The organism is Streptomyces sp. NPDC001750 (assembly GCF_042892615.1).
In the GTDB taxonomy this organism is placed as follows: Bacteria; Actinomycetota; Actinomycetes; order Streptomycetales; family Streptomycetaceae; genus Streptomyces.
Genome location: NZ_JBIAUE010000007.1, coordinates 289,552 through 309,191 on the forward strand (window position 1 = coordinate 289,552; position 19,640 = coordinate 309,191).

12 protein-coding genes are annotated in these 19,640 nt (G+C 73.0%); 6 read left to right on the top strand and 6 right to left on the bottom strand.

Translation table 11 applies throughout. The features are described 5' to 3' along the window. The first annotated feature begins 69 nt into the window (after positions 1 to 69). Positions 70 to 2,655, top strand: coding sequence for a class III lanthionine synthetase LanKC (lanKC, locus tag ACFYY6_RS14895; protein ID WP_351521910.1), 2,586 nt, complete (start codon positions 70 to 72; stop codon positions 2,653 to 2,655). A gap of 47 nt (positions 2,656 to 2,702) precedes the next feature. On the opposite strand, the gene ACFYY6_RS14900 is transcribed toward lanKC, so the two are convergent. The 5 genes from ACFYY6_RS14900 to ACFYY6_RS14920 all read right to left on the bottom strand — a co-directional run bounded on the left by ACFYY6_RS14900 (position 2,703) and on the right by ACFYY6_RS14920 (position 13,295). Beyond that, entirely contained in the window at positions 2,703 to 4,790 is a 2,088-nt protein-coding gene (locus ACFYY6_RS14900; RefSeq protein WP_351626343.1) for a BTAD domain-containing putative transcriptional regulator, read from the bottom strand. Between the two features lie 211 nt (positions 4,791 to 5,001). After that, positions 5,002 to 8,016: an AAA family ATPase gene (locus tag ACFYY6_RS14905; RefSeq protein WP_389193352.1), complete on the bottom strand. Its 3,015-nt coding sequence runs from the start codon at positions 8,014 to 8,016 to the stop codon at positions 5,002 to 5,004. Between the two features lie 75 nt (positions 8,017 to 8,091). After that, positions 8,092 to 8,283, bottom strand: a complete 192-nt coding sequence (locus tag ACFYY6_RS14910) for a hypothetical protein (RefSeq protein WP_351521906.1) — start codon at positions 8,281 to 8,283, stop codon at positions 8,092 to 8,094. 257 nt (positions 8,284 to 8,540) lie between these two features. Beyond that, on the bottom strand, positions 8,541 to 11,618 hold the full coding sequence (locus ACFYY6_RS14915; RefSeq protein ID WP_389193355.1) for a type 2 lanthipeptide synthetase LanM family protein: 3,078 nt from the start codon (positions 11,616 to 11,618) through the stop codon (positions 8,541 to 8,543). 417 nt (positions 11,619 to 12,035) lie between these two features. Then, positions 12,036 to 13,295 carry a LacI family DNA-binding transcriptional regulator gene (locus tag ACFYY6_RS14920; protein ID WP_389193358.1) on the bottom strand — a complete coding sequence of 420 codons (1,260 nt, stop codon included), beginning with the start codon at positions 13,293 to 13,295 and terminating at the stop codon, positions 12,036 to 12,038. A 208-nt stretch (positions 13,296 to 13,503) separates the two neighbouring features. On the opposite strand from ACFYY6_RS14920, the gene ACFYY6_RS14925 reads away from it, so the two are divergent. The 3 genes from ACFYY6_RS14925 to ACFYY6_RS14935 all read left to right on the top strand — a co-directional run bounded on the left by ACFYY6_RS14925 (position 13,504) and on the right by ACFYY6_RS14935 (position 16,741). Beyond that, positions 13,504 to 14,655: a Gfo/Idh/MocA family oxidoreductase gene (locus tag ACFYY6_RS14925; protein WP_351521902.1), complete on the top strand. Its 1,152-nt coding sequence runs from the start codon at positions 13,504 to 13,506 to the stop codon at positions 14,653 to 14,655. A gap of 80 nt (positions 14,656 to 14,735) precedes the next feature. Further along, complete coding sequence (locus ACFYY6_RS14930) at positions 14,736 to 15,917, top strand: dihydrodipicolinate synthase family protein (protein ID WP_389193361.1); 1,182 nt, start codon at positions 14,736 to 14,738, stop codon at positions 15,915 to 15,917. Continuing rightward, positions 15,914 to 16,741, top strand: coding sequence for a sugar phosphate isomerase/epimerase family protein (locus tag ACFYY6_RS14935; protein WP_389193364.1), 828 nt, complete (start codon positions 15,914 to 15,916; stop codon positions 16,739 to 16,741). The genes ACFYY6_RS14930 and ACFYY6_RS14935 overlap by 4 nt, the downstream gene beginning before the upstream one ends. Before the next feature lie 325 nt (positions 16,742 to 17,066). Here ACFYY6_RS14935 and ACFYY6_RS14940 read toward each other — a convergent pair whose 3' ends face one another. Continuing rightward, positions 17,067 to 18,134 carry a serine hydrolase domain-containing protein gene (locus ACFYY6_RS14940; protein ID WP_351521915.1) on the bottom strand — a complete coding sequence of 356 codons (1,068 nt, stop codon included), beginning with the start codon at positions 18,132 to 18,134 and terminating at the stop codon, positions 17,067 to 17,069. Between the two features lie 361 nt (positions 18,135 to 18,495). On the opposite strand from ACFYY6_RS14940, the gene ACFYY6_RS14945 reads away from it, so the two are divergent. Both ACFYY6_RS14945 and ACFYY6_RS14950 read left to right on the top strand, forming a co-directional pair. Continuing rightward, positions 18,496 to 18,999, top strand: coding sequence for an SseB family protein (locus ACFYY6_RS14945; protein ID WP_351626360.1), 504 nt, complete (start codon positions 18,496 to 18,498; stop codon positions 18,997 to 18,999). Then, on the top strand, positions 18,996 to 19,640 hold the full coding sequence (locus ACFYY6_RS14950; RefSeq protein WP_389193367.1) for a hypothetical protein: 645 nt from the start codon (positions 18,996 to 18,998) through the stop codon (positions 19,638 to 19,640). The genes ACFYY6_RS14945 and ACFYY6_RS14950 overlap by 4 nt, the downstream gene beginning before the upstream one ends.

Below are 19,640 nucleotides of genomic sequence, written 5' to 3' on the forward strand. Positions count from 1 at the left end.
CGGACCGCACCGGGGCCGGCAGCCCTCGCCCCTGACCACGCCACAGGAGACCAGCCCAGGAGGTATGCCGTGCCCGGCATCCAGGAGACCCAGCTGTACTGCCTCGCCGACCGCCGCTACTACGAGACCCCGGCCCGGCTGCCCGACGAGGACACCCGCTACCCGCTCGACCGCGCCGAACCGCCCGAGGGCTGGCGGCGCGGTACCACCGGCCTGTGGACCGCGTTGCACCCCGCCTCCGCCCAACTGCCCGAGCAGGGCTGGAAGATCCACATCTCCACCCTCCCCGACGAGGCCGAACGCACCCTCGCCGACACCGCCCGGATCTGCCTGGAACAGGGGGTGCCGTTCAAGTTCCTGCGCAGCGCACGCGCCCTGCGGCTGATGTCGGCCAAGTACATGAACCGGTCCGGCGCCGGCAAGTTCCTCACCCTCTACCCCGACGGCGAAGCCGCGTTCCTGCGGGTGCTGGATGCCCTGACCCGGGCCCTGGACGGGCGCAGCGGGCCGTACATCCTCAGCGATCTGCGGATCGGGAACTCTCCCGTCCACGTCCGCTACGGCGCGTTCGTCGAGCACTGGTGCCGGGACGCCGACGGGAACCGGGTCCGCGCGATGCGCCACCCGTCCGGCGAGCTCGTCCCGGACACCCGGGGCGTGGTCTTCCGGATACCGGAGTGGGTGACCGTCCCCGAGCCGCTGCGCCCCCATCTCGCCGCCCGTGCCGCGGCCCGCGACGACGACTTCCCGTACAAGGTCACCAAGGCACTCCAGTTCTCCAACGCGGGCGGCATCTACCTTGCCGAGCATCGCACCACCGGGCAGCAGGTGGTGCTGCGCGAGGCCCGGCCGCACTGCGGTCTCGATCCCGCCGGGGACGACGCCGTGACCCGGCTGCACCGTGAGCACCGGGCCCTGACCCGGCTCGCCGGACTCGACTGCGTGCCCGAGGTGTACGGCGTCCGCACGGTCTGGGAACACCACTTCCTGATCGAGGAGTACATCGAGGGCACCACCCTGTTCGACGAGATCGTCGAGCGTTTCCCGCTGGTACGCGGCGAACGCACCCCCGCCGAACTCGACGCCTACTCCCGCTGGGCCGAATCCGTGACGACCGGGCTCGCCGAGGCCCTCGACCGGATCCACGCCCGCGGGCTGCGGTTCGCGGACGTGCACCCCGCCAACGTCATCCTCCGCCCCGACGGCCGGGTCGTCCTGATCGACTTCGAGTACGCCACCGACCTCGACGACCAGGACACGCCGCTCGCCGGTGCCCCCGGACTCCAGGCGCCGCTCGGCGTCAAGAGGGGGGCCGAGGCGGACGCCTACGCGCTCTGGGCGATCTGGCTGCACACCCTGATGCCGCTGATGGAGGTGACCGACCACGACCGGGGCAAGGCCCTCACCATTGAACGCTGGGCCCGTGCCCGGTACCGGCTGGGGCCCGACGCGGGGCCGCCGCGACCGGCCGCCCTCGCCCACGGTCTGCCGGCGGACAGCGGCGAGACGACGGTGGACGCGTTGCTGCGCGGTCCGGTCCCCGACTGGCCCGGCATCCGTGAACGGCTGCTCGCCGGCATCCGCGCCGGGGCCACCCCCGAGCGCACCGACCGGCTCTACCCGGGCGACCTGGCGGGCTTCGCCACCGGTGGCGCCTGCGCCGCCCATGGTGCAGCCGGGGTGCTGTACGCGCTGCACCGCGTCGGCGCCCCGGTTCCCGACGAGCACGTCGACTGGCTGGCGCGGGCGGCCCTGCGGCGCGACCCGGACGCCCCGGGCGGTCTGTACGACGGACTGCCCGGCATCGCTGTGGTGCTGGCCCGGCTCGGCCGCCGCGAGGAGGGCCGCGAACTGCTCGACCGGGCCCTGCGGGCACCCGCCGCCACCTCCGCCGATCTGCGCACCGGCACGGCAGGAACGGCGCTGGCCGCACTGCGGCTCGCCGCGCCCGACGCGGAACTCCTCGACGCGGAACTCCTCGACCGGGCCCTGCGGACCGCCTGGGAACTCGATTCGCTGGTCCGTGGCGAGGCCACCGACGGCCCGCCCGCACCGCCCTCGGCGGGCCTGCTGCGCGGGCTCTCCGGAGCCGCGCTGCTTCAGCTGGAGCTGTACGCGCTCACCGGCGAGGACTGGCTGCTGAGGGCCGCCGGGGCGGCCCTCGGCAGGGAGGCCGGGCACTGCGTGGACATGCCCGGTGGCAGCGTGCAGGTGAAGGACGGGAAGCGCCATCTCCTCTACCTGGACCAGGGCAGCGGCGGCATCGCGCTGGTCGCCCAGCGCTACCTGGCCCACCGGGAGGACCCGGCGCTCGCCGCACTGCTGCCCGGCATCGAGGAGGGGTGCGTCCTGGAGTTCGTCCGCGAACCGGGACTCGTCACCGGCCGCAGCGGACTGGCGGCCACCGCCCACCAGCTGGCACGCCGTGGGAACGGCGGCGTCGACGCGTGGCGCCCCGAACTGCTGGAGTCGGTGCGGAACCTCTCCTGGCATCTGGTCGCCGAACAGGACCGGCTGCTGGTGCCGGGAGCGCGACTGCGTCGGTTCTCCGCCGACCTCGCGACCGGCGCGGCGGGGGTGCTGCTCGCCCTGCACACGATGTTCGCCGGCCCCGACGAACGGCCCGATCTGCTGGACGTGTTGACGCTGGGGTGATGAGCGGGGACGAGTGCGGGCCGCCCTCGCGGGGCGGCCCGACGCGTTCATCCCACCGGCAGCGCCATGGGGGAGGCCGGGGTCGTCGGCCCGGCGAGTTCGGCGACTCCTGCCGGTGCCGGGACCCCTGCGGGTACCAGGGTCCCCGCCGGCGCCGGGATCCCGGTCGGCAGTGGGGCTTCGTCCCCGGCCGGGGCGGACGGCTGCTCGCGGGCGTACAGCGCGGTCAGGCGCGGCAGCTCGTACAGCACCGCGTGCGCGGTGACCTCGCCGCTGGGACACGTCACCGCCCCGGCGGCGATCAGCGACTCCACCGTCCGCAGCGCCCGGCGCTCGTCGCAGCCGAACGCCGCCGTCGCCTCCGGCAGTGTGAACGGCCCCTCGCGGACCGTCCGGGCCAGCCGGGCCAGTGCGGGGCGGCTCCCGGACGACAGGTCCTGCCAGCCGGAGGCCAGTCGGGCCCGCACGGACACGTCACCGGCCACCAGTTCGTCCAGGGCCCCGTCCGGATCGGCCAGCCGCTCCGCGTACTCCGCGAGCGGCAGATGGCGCATCACCGCCAGCCGCATCCCGCTCACCCGCACCGCCAGCGGCAGATACCCGCAGGACCCGGCGATCCGCAGCGCCGCGGCCCGGTCCAGACCCACCCGCCCCGGCCCGATCAGCCGGCCGAGCAGTTCCAGCGCCTCGGCCGGGGCCAGCGGGGGCAGCGCCATCCGGTGCACCGGGGCCAGCCCGGCCAGCTGGCCCCGCGCGGTCAGCACGAACGAGCCGCGGCCGGTGCCCGGCAGCAGTTCGCGCACCGTTCCCTCGTCCGGTACGTCGTCGAGCACGACCAGCGAGCGATGCCCGGCCGACCAATGCCGCCACTGCTCCGCGTCCGGCACCGGCTCAGCCGGGTGCGTGACACCGGTCGTCCGCCGGACCAGTTCCGCGATCAGCTCCGAGGGCGGGCGCACCACCCCCCGTTCGTCGCGGACCCGTAGGTGGATCAGGCCGTCCGGATACCGCTCCGCCAGCAGCCGCGCCGCCCGGACCGCGAGGGCCGTCTTCCCGGTTCCCGCGGCCCCGGTGACCACGACCACCCGGCCGCTCTCCCCGTCCAGGACGTCCAGCAGTTCACGCAGTTGCTCGCCCCGCCCGGTGAAGTCGGGGAGGACGGCGGGAAGCGCGGGCGGTGCGGGCCGCGACACCGGTACGGGCGCCGTCGCCGGTGCCGGTGTCGCTCCCTTCCCCTTCCCCTGCCCCGGTACCGGCGTCGGTGCCGAGGCGTGGCCCGATGCCGCAGGTGGCCGCGAGCCCGCCCCGGACGCCGACCCGGGGCGGGCGCCGGCATCCCGTCCGGTGAGTATCGCGCGGTGCCTGGCGGCGATGGCGGCCCCCGGCTCCAGCCCCAACTCCCGTGCCAGCGACTGGCGGTAGTCGTCGTACACGGCCAGCGCCTCGGCCCGGCGCCCGGTCCGGTGCAGCGCGTCCATCCACGCGGTACGGATCCGCTCGCGCAGCGGATGCCGCTCGGCGAGGTCCCGCAGCCCGTCCACCACGGCGGACGCCCGTCCCAGGGATATCTCCGTCTCGGCCCAGTCCTCGTGCACGGTCAGACACCGGGCCTCCAGCCGTTCCGCCTCGGCGGCGACCTCCGGGGAGTCGCACAGCCCGTGCAGCGGCGGCCCCTGCCACAGATCCAGTGCCTGACGCAGCAGTCCGGCGGCGGCCGAGGGGTCGCCCTCGTCGGCCGCCCGCCGACCCGCCGCGGCCAGTGACCGGAAGCGCAGGCTGTCCAACTCCTCCTCGCCGACCCGCAGCACATAGCCGCCGCAGGAGTGCACCAGCCGTTCCCGGTCGTCGCCGTCCGGCCCTCCGGAACATCGCGCGCCCAGCAGTGACCGGGCCGAACTGACGTACACCTGAAGGTTCTTGCGTGCCGTACGGGGTGGCGCGTCCGGCCACACCGCGTCGGTCAGGACGTCCACCGGCACCGGGGTGTTGGGCCGGCTGAGCAGCATGGCCAGGACGAGCCGTTGTTTGCGCGGGCCGAGCGGCAACGGCCGCCCGCCCAGGCTTGCGGAGAGCGGGCCGAGGAGCGAGAGGCTGAGCGCGCCGGGCGGCGATGTGCGGGTGAGGGGTGGGGTCATGGACGGGCCTCCGAAGAACCGGGGGACGGACGGCTGTCTGCCGGTCGCACACCTGGATGGTCCGCCGGGGGTGACCGCCACCACATCGGTGCCGTTCCCGCATGTTCCGTACCGGAGCCCGACCAAACCCGCCCCGTGCCCCCATGTTGGACACCCGGACCCCCACGATCGGCCCGCCGGGCCCGTACGGACCATGCCCCCGCCGTACGTGTCAGTCGTGTTCCGCCGCGCACTCGGCGGAGAACTCGCAGAGCGCCGCCCGGTCCGACCGCCCCGTCTTGCTCAGCAGGCTCGCCATGTGCTTCTCCACCGTGCGCGGCGATATCGACAGCCGCCGGGCGATCTGCTGGTTCCCCGGCCGTTCCGCCAGCAGCACGAAGACCTCGTACTCGCGCGGCGTCACCCCGCTCGTCCGCAGCCGGGCCGGTATGCGGTCCCAGCCGCCCCGGTGCTGCCCGACGCTGACCCCCGCCTGCCGCAGCCCGGCACGGCAGGCGGCGGCGACCGGCTGGATTCCCGCCGCGTAGAAGTACTCCTCCGCCGCCCGCAGCCAGGCGACCGGCTCGCCCCATTTCTCGGCGAGCGCCGCACCGGCTGCCAGCCGCAGCCCCAGATGACGGGCGAGGGGGAACGCGGCCGCGTCCGCGACCGCCGAACGGACCACCCGCGCGGCCCGTTCCGTATCGCCCTCCCTGCCCCGCAGGACGGCATCGGCCAGCCGCAGGAACAACTGGTTCCAGGCCAGGTCGGCGCCCGGACTCCCCAGTGCGGCGGCCAGTTCCGCCCGTCCGTCCAGCCCCTCGATGGTCCGCAGCAGCGGGCGCAGCCCGTGCCGCCCGCTCAGATAGAAGAAACTGGGGTGCTCGCTCTCCCAGGCCAGCGAGGCATCGAGATCGGCCAGCGCCCGGCCGCGATCCTCCTCCAGCAGCGCGGCGAAAGCACGGCACAGTCCCAGTTGCAGAGGGACGAGCAGCGATTCCTCACCACCCGCTCGGCGGAACCGGACCAGCGCCCGGTCCAGGTCCCGTCTTCGGCCCCGGTGCGCCGCGAGCGTCGCCGAGGCCAGCAGCAGGTAGCGGTGCGCCCCCAGGTTGCGGATCCGGGCGCTGGCGGCCACCGACCGCTCGATGATCTCCTGCGCTCCGTCCCACTCGCCGCGCATCACCGCGTTCATGGCGAGCAGCCCGTCCACGGTCTGGGTCGGCACCAGCGCGCCGAGCGACTCCGCGGCGGTCCGGGCCGTCTCCAGCCGGGCCGGATCACCGGTCCGCATGAACGTATTGGCTCCCAGCCGGACCAGCGCCTCCACCCGCCACACCGGGAGGGTGTGCTGCTCGGCCACGGACAGCATCCGCTCCAGACAGGAATCGGCCTCGTCGAAGCCGTGCTCCCGGGACAGCAACGCCAGCAACTGCCATGCCTGGCAGGCGACCACGGGGAGGTTCCGCTCCTCGGCCACGGCGGCGGCCCGCCGCGCCGCGTCCCGTACGGCCTCCCGCGCCTCCCCCTCCGGGGCCGCCTTCTCCCGGCTCTCCTGCCCGGGCTGTGACTGCTCGGGTCGGGACTGGTCAGGAGGGGTGTGCCCGGGTTGTGACTGCTCGGGTCGGGACTGGCCGGGCAGCAGCGCCAGATGCCCCTCCACCACGTCGAGCGCCGCTTCCTTCTCGGGCGGGGGCACCGCGCCCAGCAGGCTCCGCGCGGCCCTGATCTGACCGGCCGCCTCCTCCGTGCGCTCCGCCATCACGGCCGCCCACGCGATCCGGACATGGGTCTCGCCGCGCTGCTCGGCGGCCTGCGAACGGGCCGGCACCGGGGGCAGTTCCGCGGCCAGCGCCAGGGCCGTGTCCAGCTCGCCCGCCTCGGCATGGGCGACCGCCAGTGCCTCGGTGACGGCCCGTACGTCGGACGCGTGGGCCAGTGAACGGGCCCGGTCCAGCAGGATGACGGCGGAACCCGACGCGCCCGCCGCGAGCATCCGCCGTCCGACGGCCGCGAACTGCCGGGCCGCGCCGTGCCTGTCGCCCCCGGCCATCTGTAAGGAGGCCATCAACTGGAGTTGCTCGTCGCCGAGTTCGTGCGTCACCGCCTCCAGGGAGTGCGCCGCGCGGCGCGCCATCGCGGCCCGTTCGGCCGGGGCCAGGGAGGCCACCAGCGCCTCGGCGGTCAGTGCGTGCCGGAAGGTGTAGCGGTCGGGGTCCGCTCCGTCGGGGGCGATGATGCTCGCCTCGACGGCGGAGCGCAGATGGCTGAAGAGCGTGCGGTCGTCCAGCCCGGTGACGGTCTGGAGCACGGTGACGGAGAACTGACTGCCCAGCGTGGCCGCGCATAACAGCACTTCGCGCACCGGTGCGTCGAACCGGTCCAGCCGCCGCGCCCAGCTGCGCACCACCCCGGTCGGCACCGCCGCGTCCGGGCTGCAGTACGCCTGCCACCGGTCCCCGGAGCGCCGCAGCTGCCCGGAGTCGAGCAGATCGGCCAGCAGCACCTCGACCAGATACGGATTGCCACCGGCCCGCCCGGCCAGCCGCTCATGCGTGGCCTGCGGCACCTCCTCCGGGGTGGTCTCCAGGCACGAGGCGGTCATCTCCAACACCTCCGCCTCACCGAGCGGTGTCAGCTCCCGCACGGTGGCGACCTGCCGCTGCTCGGCGGAACGCACCAGGTCGAGGGCGGCGCCGGGCTCCGGGCGCAGTGTGCCCAGCAGCAGCACCGGCAGCTCCGCCACGTTGTCGATGACGTATTCGACCACCGCGATCGTCTCGGTGTCGGAGTCGTGCAGATCCTCCAGCAGGATCACGCACCCGTGCTCCTTCCCGAGCACCGACAGCAGCCGCAGCAGCGCCTCCGCCAGCTCGACCACCGTCTCCGGGTAGCCGGGCGAGGAGCCCTGGCGCCACTCGGGCACCAGCCGGGCCAGCGCCGGACGGTACGGGTCCAGCTCCGGGTCGGTGGGCGGCCCGGCCGCCCGGAACCGCGAGGACAGCGCCTCGATCAACGGCCGGAACGGCACGACGAGCCCGGTCGACGTGGCCCTGCCGCGCAGCACCGGCATGTCCCGCGCGTACGCCCGGTACGCGCACTCACCGACCAGCCGGGACTTGCCGATGCCCGCGTCCCCGACAAAAAAAACCGCACGCCCCGAACGTCGCGACGCGTCGTCCAGGGCGTTGCCCAACAGGCAGGTCTCTGCGACTCTCCCGACAATCACCGACGAAGTGGCACGCATGGACGCAGGCTACTTGAGCCGAATCCGTCGGGGGAGTATGCCAAACATGTTGACCCGACCGGCACTTGGGTCTGATCAGATAATGGTCATCGTGGTGAACGGCAGGTCGTTCGTGTAGCCGGACTCGCCCTCCGAGACTCTGAGCAGTCTGCTGCGCAGCCCGAGACCACCGTGCCCGCCGAGCGCGATCCCGCCCGCGGGGTGCTCGGTGGCGCCGTCGTTGAGGAGTTCGATGGTGTGGAGGGCCGACACGTCGTTCGTCTGCATGATTCCTGCCTCTTCTCGTGAGTGGTTCCGAGGTGGTTTCCGAAGTGGTGCCCGGTGTGGTTCCGTGAGGGCTCCGAGACGGTGCCCGGATGGTTCAGGAGCGGTTCCGATCGAGTGCGAGTGCGAGTGCGAGTGTGAGTGTGAGCACGAGTGCGTGGAGCGATGGATCATGACCGGCGGCATACGACGAGTCCCACGACAGGTCCGCCGTGTCAGGTGCATCGCCGCGAGCGCGTTGCCACAGGTGTGACGCGCCGTCACCCGGGGGAGGCCGGTGCGGCGGGTTCGGCGAGCAGCAGCAGTGACGGCACCCGGTCGGGGAAGCCGGCCCGCAGCAGTCCGTGCCCGATCCCCGCGAGCCCGGTCAGCAGTCCCGGATGCGGCGCCTGACCAGGGGTTCCGCAGCGCGGCCCGGCCTGGTCGGCCGCCGCCAGCAGGGCCCCCGCCCGTTCCACCCAGCGGGCCCGGGCCCCCGCCGTCGTGCCCAGCCGCAGGAGTTCGAGCACCCCCAGCTCGCCGTGGCACAGGCTGTCGTCGAGCGGCGGGTCCGCGTGCGCGATGTCCGCCAGCGCCTCGCCCGCCCAGGCCGCCAGCCGTGGGTCGGCCCGCGCGGCGGGGCTGTCCAGCACCGCCAGTGCGACGCCCGTCCGGCCTCGGCACCAGGAGGCGCCGGAGTCCACGGTGTCGGTCGCGGACCGCAGCGCCGCGAGGCCCGAGGCGCGGTACGGTTCACCGCCGCCCGCCTCCGCGAACCGCAGCAGCGCCCAGCCGATCCCGGCGGCCCCGTCGGCGAACCCCGCGCTGTCCGGCAGCGGTGCCTCGCGCAGCAGTCCGGCGCAGTGTTCGGCGCCGCGCCACACGTCGGCCCGCCCGGTGGCCCGGTATCCGGCGATCAGGCTGACCAGTCCGCCGGCCGTGCCGCCGCGCACCCCGTACTCGGTCTCCGCGACGGCCGCGGCACGGGTCAACCGCAGTGCGGGGACGACGAGTTCACGTAGGCGCGGATCGTCCAGCGTCTCCGCGACCTGTCCCAGCACGTAGGCGATGCCGCCGAGCCCGGCGAACGCGCCCGAGCCCACCGGGCCGAGGTCGTCCGGACGGTTGTGCAGCGCGTCCAGCAGCCCGGCGAGGGGCGTCAGCGCCTCCCGGGCGGCCGTGGCGTAACGGTCCGCGCCGGTGAGCGCGGCGAGCTGGGCGAGGAAGTGGGCCGCACCGGTGTAGCCGCCCGCCAGGTCGGCGGCCATCGGCCCCAGCCGCCAGTAGCGTTCGCCGAGCAGTTCCAGGCCGATCCAGTTCAGCCGGGTGGGCCCGGAGTACGCCTGGGACACCAGCTCGTCGCCGATCGACCGGGCCGCCGCGAGCAGGTGCTCCGGCTCCGGGGCGGTCGCCGCCGTACGGACCCTGCGCGGCCCGGACCCGGAGCCGTGGGCGGGCTCGCGCGAGGTGGTCACCATCGCGGCCCGGATGATCCGTTCCTGGTCCTGACGGTCCACCGTGTCCATGGCGGCCAGCTTCGCCCGGACTCGGGCCAGACCCGTCCGGGTGAGGACTCCGGGCAGCGCCCGGCCCGTCGCGCTCCACAGGCCGGTGCCGTCCGGCCGGGTGGTGAACAGTGGCACGTCCCCCGACCACAACTGGGTGAGTTCCTCGTCCAGCAGGCCGGGCAGCGCGGCGGGGCCGAGCACGTCGGTGCCCAACAGGGACAGCACCTCGTGCCGTTCGCCCGCCTCCTTCATCAGGTCCGGGTGCGTGGACTCGTCGAGGAGCGTCGAGTAGGCCCAGGTCGGCCGGGCCACCACCCGCACCTCGTCCTGCGCGAACTGTTCCAACAGCCCGCCAGGGTGCAGGAGTTCGGAGCGAGAGCGGCTGATCGCGGTGTACCCGGCACGGAATCCCGCGCAGAGGGACCTGGTGAACGCGGACGGATCGGCCGGAGTCCCGGTCAGCCGGGGCCGGTTGGCCGACTCGCCGAAGTGGCCCGGCCGCCGTACCAGCCGCATCCGGTCCGTCCCCGCATCGGCCCAGTCTGCGGTGCGGACGGGGGAGGGGGCGGCCTGCCCGCCGCCGATGCCGGACATGTCGAGGGCCGTCTCGTCCCCGACGAGCAGTTGCGGCAGCAGCCCCACCCGGTGCACCGAGTCGTGCAGGGCGCGGGCCGCCGGATCGTCCGAATCCGCGGCGGGCAGCGGCGGGTGGAACAGCGTCTCGATGTCGACGAGCACCGGGTGCTCCCCGTCGGCGATCAGGTTCTCGTAGTGCAGGTCGGTCCCGTCCAGCACGTGCAGCAGGGCCAGCAGCGCGCCCTGGCGCCGGTAGAAGGACTCCACCTGGCGGGCCGAGCGGCAGGGCCGTTCCGCGGCGAACTCCACCCAGCCGTAGTCCCCTCGGTCCAGCACGGCGAGCGAACGGAGTCCCGGGGTGCCGGGCAGCGCGTTGAACCAGCGGACGAGTTCGTTGAAGTGCCGGTGGGCGGCGAGCGGCCGGGGCTTGTAGACCAGCCGGGAGCCGTCCTCGAACCGGAGCAGCATCACGGTCCGCCCGCCCCGGTGGCCGTCCCCGGCGCCGGGCTCGACCCCCACCAGCAGCCCGCGCCTGCCTGCCCGGCGGTCGTCGGCCGTCCCGGGAGCTGACGCCCCGCCATGGGCTGTTCCGTCGCCGTCCGTTCCGGCGCCCACCGCTCCCTCACCGCCCCCCATGCCCGGCAGCAACGGCCGGTCGGCGGCGAACCGGACCAGCATCTCGGTGAGCGCCGCCGCGGCGTCGAGCGCGGCCCGCGCCAGGATGCGGGCGAGTACGGGGTACGTGGCGAACAGCGCGGCCAGTCCGTCCTGGGATCCGGTCACCCGCACGAAGTCCACGAACCGGTCCTCGGGGCTCTCCCCGGCCAGCCGTCCGTCCTTGCGCGCCAGATGCAGTTCCAGAACCAGGGTGCGGGCGGCGAGCCGGGCCAGCCGCCTGGCCAGATGCTGCTCGAAGTCGCTTTGCAAGGAGGACAGTTCGGCGTAGGCGTACGGCCGCTGCGGCAGCCCTTCCAGCATGCGTTCCGCCGCGCGGACCGTGAGCGGGGCGAGGGCGCACGCGAAGCCGCGCAGCCCCGGGAAGCCGCCCTCGTCGTCGACGACCGTCTTCTCGGGAGCGGCGAGGACCGCCTCCTGAACGAACACCGCCCAGTCCGGCGCGTGGTCGGTAAGCGGTTCACCGGCGGTGAGCGCGGGCCGCCACCACGGTCCGTCCAGCAGGGCGGACCCGGGAGCCCCGGTCCGGTCCGCATCCGACGGACGTGTCACGGGGGAGACGCACAGCCGCGCGCCGCCCATCGCTTCGTCACCCGTCATCGCACCTCCTCGGTCCGGCGCCGGTGTCACCGGTCCGCCACGTCCATACTTCCGACGCGAGGCCCGGAGGACATGGGGGCAGCGCCCCCATCTTTCTGCCCCGGCCCTACGCGGGGTACGGATGACGGCTGCGAGAGACACGAACACAGGGCGTGGGTGCGGGCCGGGGGACGGGGCACGGGTACGAGTTACGCGTACGGATGACGGGTGCGAGGCACGGGCACGGGACCTGAGTGCGGGGTACGGACAGGAGCACGGCCCGTGGTTCGGCCCTCCGGTTCACCGTTCCGGGCTCGTCCATCCGGGGGCCGACGGCCCCACCCCGGCTCGCTCGCCGTCGGCTCGCCGCGCGTGTCCGCGGAGCACGGCCCGCGGTTCGGCCCTCCGGTTCACCGTTGTCGGCTGCCCCTTCCCGGCTCACCGTTCCCGGCTCACCGTCCCGGCACCGCCGTCGACGCGTGGCGGGGCGGTCGACCCCCGGACCATCAGTTCCGCCCCGATCGTCGCGATGCCGCCCGGCGGGGGCGTCTCCTTGCCCATGGCCAGCCGCCCCGCCCGCGCGCCCGCCTCGAACAGCGGCAGCCGCACGGTCGTGAGCGCCGGAACCGCGTCCACCGAGAACGGCAGATCGTCGAAGCCGGCCACCGAGACGTCCTCGGGGATGCGCAGCCCGCGCTCCCGGATCGCTGCGCAGGCACCCAGTGCCACTGTGTCGTTGGCGGCGACGATCGCCGTCACCTCCGGTTCGCGGCGCAGAAGTTCGAGGGTGGCGACGTACCCGGAACGGCGGTCGTAGAGGCCGTGGACGGTCAGCCGTTCCTCGTCGTAGGTCCCCCGCGCACCGCCGACTTCGTCACCGGCACGTTCACCGCCATCGAGTCCGCCACCAGGCCCGTCGCCGATTCCTCCACGGACCCCACCACCGAGTCCGGCCGCCCGCATCGCGTCCCGGTGGCCCTCCAGCCGGTGACGAGTGGTCGTGCGCTCCGCCGGGCCCGCGACGTAGCCGATCCGCGTGTGGCCGAGCGCGAGCAGGTGCTCGGTGAGGCGGCGCGCGCCGCCCCGGTTGTCGAAGGCCAGCGCGGCCACGACCGCCTCGCCGCCCGCCAGCGGGGGCCGCCCGCACAGCACCACCCGGGTCCCCGCGTCCGCGAGCTTCGTGAGCTTGGCGGAGATCGCCGCCTGATGGGCCGGGTCCTCCACGGCGCCTCCGGTCAGGATCACGGCCGCGGCGCGCTGACGCTGGAGCAGCGTGAGGTAGGTCAGTTCGCGCTCGGGGGAGCCGCCGGTGTTGCAGACGACGGCGAGTTTCTCGCCCCCGGCCCGCCCGGAGGAGCCCGTCCGCCCGGAGGAGCCCGTCCGTCCGGAGCCGCCCCCGGCCCCCGCCCACCCGGCGTCGCCTCCCGCCCCCGACTCGCCGATCTCCGACTGCGCCGCGCCGGCCATGATCCCGAAGAACGGGTCGGCGATGTCGTTGACCAGGATCCCGACCAGGTCCGACGTGGCCGCCGCCAGCGAACTCGCGGGCCCGTTGAGCACGTAGTCCAGTTCGTCCACCGCGCGCAGCACCCGCTCCCGGGTGGCCTCGGCCACCGGGTAGTTGCCGTTCAGCACGCGGGAGACGGTGGCCGCGGACACCCGGGCGCGGGCCGCCACGTCCGCCAGGGTGACTGTCATCACTTTCCTCCGAGGAGCGACACGGTGCGAGGCAAGAGGTGAGGGGTGGAAGAAGCCGCCAGCGTGCCCCCTCTTGTCCGGGCCGCTGTCGGCAGGCTAGCGTCATGCTCGATAGAAAGCGCTTGCTACGCGGCTGTGTCGCCGCCGACGTCGCTCCCGGCCTCGGCGACGACGCCGGTGCTCGCCCCGGCTGTATGGAGGAAATTTCGTGACACGCAGGACAGTGCGCATCGCCATGAACGGTGTGACGGGACGCATGGGGTACCGGCAGCACCTGGTCCGCTCGATCCTCGCGATCCGCGAGCAGGGCGGCGTCGACCTCGGCGGCGGCGAGGTGCTGTGGCCCGAGCCGGTCCTGGTCGGCCGTCGCGCCCACGCACTGGAGGAGCTCGCCCAGCGGCACGGTCTGACCGAGTGGTCGACCGACCTCGACGCGGTCCTCGCGGACGACACCGTCGACATCTACTTCGACGCCCAGGTCACCTCGGCCCGCGTCGACGCGCTCCAGAAGGCGATCGCGGCGGGCAAGCACATCTACACCGAGAAGCCCACCGCCACGGACGTCGAGGGCGCCCTGGAGCTGGCCCGCCAGGCCCGTGACGCAGGGATCAAGCACGGCGTCGTCCAGGACAAGATCTTCCTGCCGGGTCTGCTGAAGCTGAAGCGCCTGATCGACGGCGGCTTCTTCGGCGAGATCCTGTCCGTGCGCGGCGAGTTCGGCTACTGGGTCTTCGAGGGCGACTGGCAGGAGGCCCAGCGTCCGTCGTGGAACTACCGCGCCGAGGACGGCGGCGGCATCGTCGTCGACATGTTCCCGCACTGGGAGTACGTGCTCCACGAGCTGTTCGGCCCGGTCAGCACCGTTCAGGCGCACGTCCAGACGCACATCCCGAAGCGCTGGGACGAGCAGGGCAAGCCGTACACCGCCACCGCCGACGACGCCGCGTACGGCATCTTCCAGCTGGCGAGCGGTGCCGTCGCGCAGATCAACTCCTCCTGGGCGGTCCGCGTCAACCGCGACGAGCTCGTCGAGTTCCAGGTCGACGGCACGCACGGCTCCGCCGTCGCGGGGCTGCGCAACTGCCGCGTCCAGCACCGCTCGGCCACGCCCAAGCCGGTGTGGAACCCGGACCTCCCGGTCACCGAGTCGTTCCGCGACCAGTGGCAGGAGGTCCCCGACAACGCCGTCTTCGACAACGGCTTCAAGGCCCAGTGGGAGCTGTTCCTGCGCCACATCGTGCTCGACGAGCCGTACACCTGGGACCTGATGGCCGGGGCCCGCGGCGTCCAGCTCGCCGAGCTGGGCCTGAAGTCCGCCGCCGAGGGCCGCCGCCTCGACGTGCCGGAGCTGACCCTGTGACCGCCGTGACCATCGCCCCCGCGCACGGCACCACACACGACGCCACGAACGGCCCTCGCGCCGCATCGGAGCTGATCTGAGTGACCATCCACCTCCCGCAGGGCCCCTACGAGCCCCGCACCACCCCGCTCGACCTCGGCACCGGCGGCGCACCGCCGGCCTCCCGCACGGTGTTCTCGGCCGCCCATGTGGTCGCCGACCCGTACGCGGACATCAGCCCCGACGACCCCGCCGCCATCGACTGGGACGCCACCCTCGCCTTCCGCCGCCACCTCTGGTCGCACGGCCTGGGCGTCGCCGAGGTCATGGACACCGCCCAGCGCGGCATGGGCCTGGACTGGGCGGGCGCGGCCGAGCTGATCCGCCGCTCCGGCGCCGAGGCCAAGGCGGTCGGCGGCCGGATCGCCTGCGGCGTCGGCACCGACCAGCTCCCCGCCGGCCCGGCGACCCTCTCCGAGGTGCGCGCCGCGTATGAGGAGCAGCTCGCCGTCGTCGAGGAGAGCAGCGCCCAGGCCATCCTGATGGCCTCCCGCGCCCTCGCCGCCGCCGCGAAGGGGCCCGAGGACTACCTGGAGACGTACGCGCACCTGCTGCGCCAGGCGTCCGAACCGGTCGTCCTGCACTGGCTGGGCCCGATGTTCGACCCCGCGTTGGACGGCTACTGGGGCTCCAGGGACCTCGACGCCGCCACCGACACGTTCCTGAAGGTCATCGCCGAGCACCCGGACAAGGTCGACGGCATCAAGATCTCGCTACTGGACGCCGAACGCGAGATCGACGTGCGCCGCCGCCTACCCGGCGGGGTCCGCTGCTACACCGGCGACGACTTCAACTACCCCGAGCTGATCGCGGGCGACGACCAGGGCTTCAGCCACGCCCTGCTCGGCATCTTCGACCCGCTGGGCCCGCTGGCCGCGCACGCGGTACGGGTGCTCGACACCGGAGACGTCCAGGGCTTCCGGGAACTCCTTGACCCCACGGTCGAGTTGTCCCGCCACCTCTTCCAGGCCCCCACCCGCTTCTACAAGACGGGTGTGGTGTTCCTCGCCTGGCTGGCAGGCCACCAGGACCACTTCACCATGGTCGGCGGCCTCCAGTCCGCGCGTTCGCTGCCGCACCTGGCGAAGGCGTACCAACTCGCCGACCGGCTGGGCCTGTTCCCCGACCCGGAGCTGGCCGAGTCCCGGATGCGTGCCCTGCTCGCGGTCAACGGAGGCGACCGCGGCAAGGGCGGCGACAGCGGTAACGGAGGCACCCGATGAGCGACGGACGTCTCTCCATCAACCAGGAGACCATCAAGCAGTGGTCGCTGCCCGAACTGGCCAAGGGCTGCGCCAGGGCGGGCATCGACAAGGTGGGCCTGTGGCGCGGGCCCGTCCAGGAGTACGGCGTGGAGCGCACGGCCGCCCTCCTCGCCGACAACGGACTGACCGTCACCAGCCTGTGCCGCGGCGGCTTCTTCACCGCCGTCGACCCGGCGGAGCTGGCCCGCGCCCTGGACGACAACCGCGCGGCGATCGACGAGGCGGCGGCCCTGTCCACCGACACCCTGGTACTCGTCTCCGGGGGCCTGCCCGCCGGGGACAAGGACCTGCACGGCGCCCGTGAACGCGTCGCCGACGCCCTGGGGCAACTGGCCCCGTACGCGGCGGAACGTGGGGTACGTCTCGCGATCGAGCCCCTGCACCCGATGTTCGCCTCGGACCGCTGCGTCGTCTCCACGCTCTCCCAGGCCCTGGACATCGCGGAACGCTTCCCCGCCGACCAGGTCGGCGTGGTCGTCGACACGTACCACATCTGGTGGGACGACCAGGCGGCCGCACAGATCGCCCGCGCGGGCGCGACCGGCCGCATCCACTCCTTCCAGCTGGCCGACTGGATCACCCCGCTCCCGGCCGGTGTCCTGCTCGGTCGCGGCCAACTCGGCGACGGGTCCGTGGACTTCCGCGCGTTCCGTTCGCTCGTCGAGGCCACCGGCTTCGACGGCCCGATCGAGGTGGAGATCTTCAACGAGGCCCTCTGGGCCCGCGACGGCGCCGCAGTACTCGCGGAGGTCGCCGCCCGCTACGCCGAACACGCCTGCTGAAAAGCAGTTCTGACGCGCTGTTTGCCTCCAAGGTAAAGAGATCGTCAAGGCGTGCAACCGTTTCGGGGACCGCCGAGTCGTATCTGGCGTCGGGTGCTTCCGGGGAGGGGATCTGGGGGGATCGGGAAGCACCGACGGAGGGGGAAAGCGAGGGGGGTCCGGTCGCTCCGACCGGACCCCGTTTCGTTGTGTCGACCGCTTCCCCCGGGGGCGCTTCCGCTCCCCGGGGCGCCGTTTCCCAGAGCGGCAGCCGGGCCACCGGGAGCCGAACCCCGCACCGGGTACGACACGAGGTGCGCTGTTCACCGCGGCTGGTGACGGCCGGTCAGCGGCACAAGGCTGTGTCCACGATGCTGTCCATGCGTTCCTTCGCGGCCCGGCCCGGCTGCATCGTGACCGCGACATCGACGGCGCGCCCGTCCTCGGTGACGCCGCCCCGGGTCTCGTATCCGGTGATGCTGCCGCCGTGGCCCCAGTAGACGCTGTCGCACGAAAGCGGGGTGCTCACGAGTCCCAGCCCGTAGCGGGCACCGGTGGCAAAGGGGTAGCCGGCGGGGATGGTGGTGCGCATCTGGTCGAGCTGGGCCTTCGGCAGGAGGCGGCCGGACAGGAGCTCGGAGAAGAAGCGGTTCAGGTCGGCGTTGGTGGAGACCAACTGGCCGGCCGCCCAAGCCCAGGAGGGGTCCCATTGCGTCGCGTCGACCAGGGGCGCGCCCGGAGAGTCCTGGTAATAGCCCTTGGGGTGGCGCTCGTGGATGGTCACCTCGCCCGGGGCGGGGAAGTAGGTGTGACGCAGCCCGAGGGGCTTGATGACGCGTCGGTCCATCTCCTCGGCGAGCGGCCGGCCGGTGACCTCCTGAACGATGAGACCGGCCACCAGGTAGTTGGTGTTGTTGTACTCCCACCGCGCGCCGGGGGCGAAGTCGGCCTTGTGCTGCAGAGCAAGGCCGAGGAGCTCGCGGGGCTCGTAGTAGCGGATGTCGTCGCCGAGGTACTTCGTGTAGTTGGGAAGCCCGCTCGTGTGCTGGAGGAGCTGACGTACGGTGATGCGGCGTCCGTCGATCCCGTCGCCGCGCAGGAGGCCGGGGAGGTAGGTGTCGACCGGGGCGTCGAGGCCGATCTTGCCTTCAGCGACCAGTTGCAGCACGACCACCGCGGTGAACGTCTTGGTGTTGCTGCCGATCCGCACCTGTCCGTTGCCGGGCACCTTGGCGCCGGTGGCCAGGTCACCGACACCCGCGGTGTACGTGCGGGTGCGACCGTCACGGTCGTTGACGCTCGCCAGCGCACCAGGCACGCCATCGGATCCCACCAGTGCGTTCAGGCCCTGCTGAACCGTGTCCGGCCTGGGCGCGGCCGATGCCGTGGACGGCGCCGGGGCACTCATCGCCATGATGCCGCCGACCACCACGGCCACGGCCGTTGCGGCTCTGAGGGCATTCCGCCGTCGCCCGGACGAACGGAACCTCTGCCCTGTGTGCTCATGCACGAGTAAGCCCCTTACGGAGATCGTTGGGAGACCGGCGGTGTGTACCGGGCCCCAGCTTCTCGGGTGCGATCGCCCAGGACGATCCGGCCAACCGCCCGGCTGCGGGTAGGGCTAACCCCCGGGTGCGCTTGCTCGCTGCCACCGCGGGCTCGCGAAGTCGTGCTTGTTCTCATCGGAGTCGTGCGGGGAACGACAAGCGCGGCCTGTCCGGCTGGCTGTTTTTGTTCGTTGCTTCCGGGAAGAGCGTCGTGGCAGCATTCGGCGCGTGTTCGACAACGGTGATGTCACATCAGAACCGCCCGTACGCCGGTCAAGGATCGCTGAGTTGGTTGACTGGTCTGCTTCTGAAGCGCCTTCGGCGTCACGTGAGGCACCCGGACCGGCTTCTGTCGTGACGCCGGAGGGTGATCCGGCGATTGCTCGGCGCGAATTTGCTGTGTTGCTGGGCGAATTCCGGCGTACGGCGGTGCTGGTGCCGTTGGCTGCGGACGGGGACCTGTGGTCCGCGGAGCAGAACGGGGTGCGGTGGATCTGCGCGTTCTCGGATGAGGAGGCACTCGCCCGGTTCGCCGTCGCCCGTGGTGAAGGTGAGCGGGAGTGGACCTATAGGAGCGTCCTGGGGGCACGGCTGCTGGACGTGATGGTGCCGATGCTGCCGGGACCGGCGGGGGTGGCTCTGGATGCGGGCAGCGAGGACGGGATGCTGTTCCCGCCGGTGGCGGGGATCGTGCCGGATGCGGTGGCGGTGGATCTCGGAGGTGTGGTGTGAGCGAGGACGGTGCCGATCTGCATGTGCCGCCCGAGGCGCTGGCCGCTATCGCGAAGGGGATCGATCTGGCGCATGCCGAGTTGAAGGATCTCGGGATGGTCGGTGAGGCGTCGGCGGGGCGTGGCTTCCCGGATCTCGGCCTGTCGGGGCTGGAGTTGGGGCATGACGGGCTGGCGTCGGAGTTCCGGACGTTCTGTGACCGTTGGGAGTGGGGCGTGCGGGCTCTGACGCAGAAGGGCAACAACTTCGCCCTCGGGGTCGGGTTGTCGGCAGGAGCCTTCGCGGAGCAGGAACAGTACGTCAAGGACTCGTTCAAGATCGGTGTGAACTCCCTGAACGGCAATCCGCACCTGTCCGAGGACGAGGTCAGGAACATGAGCTGGGACACGATCAGCGGCCAGACTGCTTACGACAACCCGGACTTCAGCGGGGAGTCGGCACTGAAGGCGTATGGAGAGGTGGAGCAGGCCTGGCGGGACACGGGCCGTGATCTGGGGGTCGGACCACCGGACCCCGCCGAGGATTCCGGGGTGATGGATTCGGAGGTGCTGGACCGGGCGGCCGAGCGGCTCAGGGGCCACTCGGGTACGTCGCCGGAGACGACCGCGCAGACACCGCGAGGGTCGGGGCAGGGGGACTGA

Excerpts from the sequence above, each read along its gene's own strand:
- ACFYY6_RS14920 (WP_389193358.1), bottom strand. The coding sequence starts at position 13,295 with ATGACAGTCACCCTGGCGGACGTGGCGGCCCGCGCCCGGGTGTCCGCG.
- ACFYY6_RS14900 (WP_351626343.1), bottom strand. The coding sequence starts at position 4,790 with ATGACCCCACCCCTCACCCGCACATCGCCGCCCGGCGCGCTCAGCCTC.
- ACFYY6_RS14940 (WP_351521915.1), bottom strand. The coding sequence starts at position 18,134 with ATGGCGATGAGTGCCCCGGCGCCGTCCACGGCATCGGCCGCGCCCAGG.
- ACFYY6_RS14935 (WP_389193364.1), top strand. The coding sequence starts at position 15,914 with ATGAGCGACGGACGTCTCTCCATCAACCAGGAGACCATCAAGCAGTGG.
- ACFYY6_RS14905 (WP_389193352.1), bottom strand. The coding sequence starts at position 8,016 with ATGCGTGCCACTTCGTCGGTGATTGTCGGGAGAGTCGCAGAGACCTGC.
- ACFYY6_RS14910 (WP_351521906.1), bottom strand. The coding sequence starts at position 8,283 with ATGCAGACGAACGACGTGTCGGCCCTCCACACCATCGAACTCCTCAAC.
- ACFYY6_RS14915 (WP_389193355.1), bottom strand. The coding sequence starts at position 11,618 with ATGACGGGTGACGAAGCGATGGGCGGCGCGCGGCTGTGCGTCTCCCCC.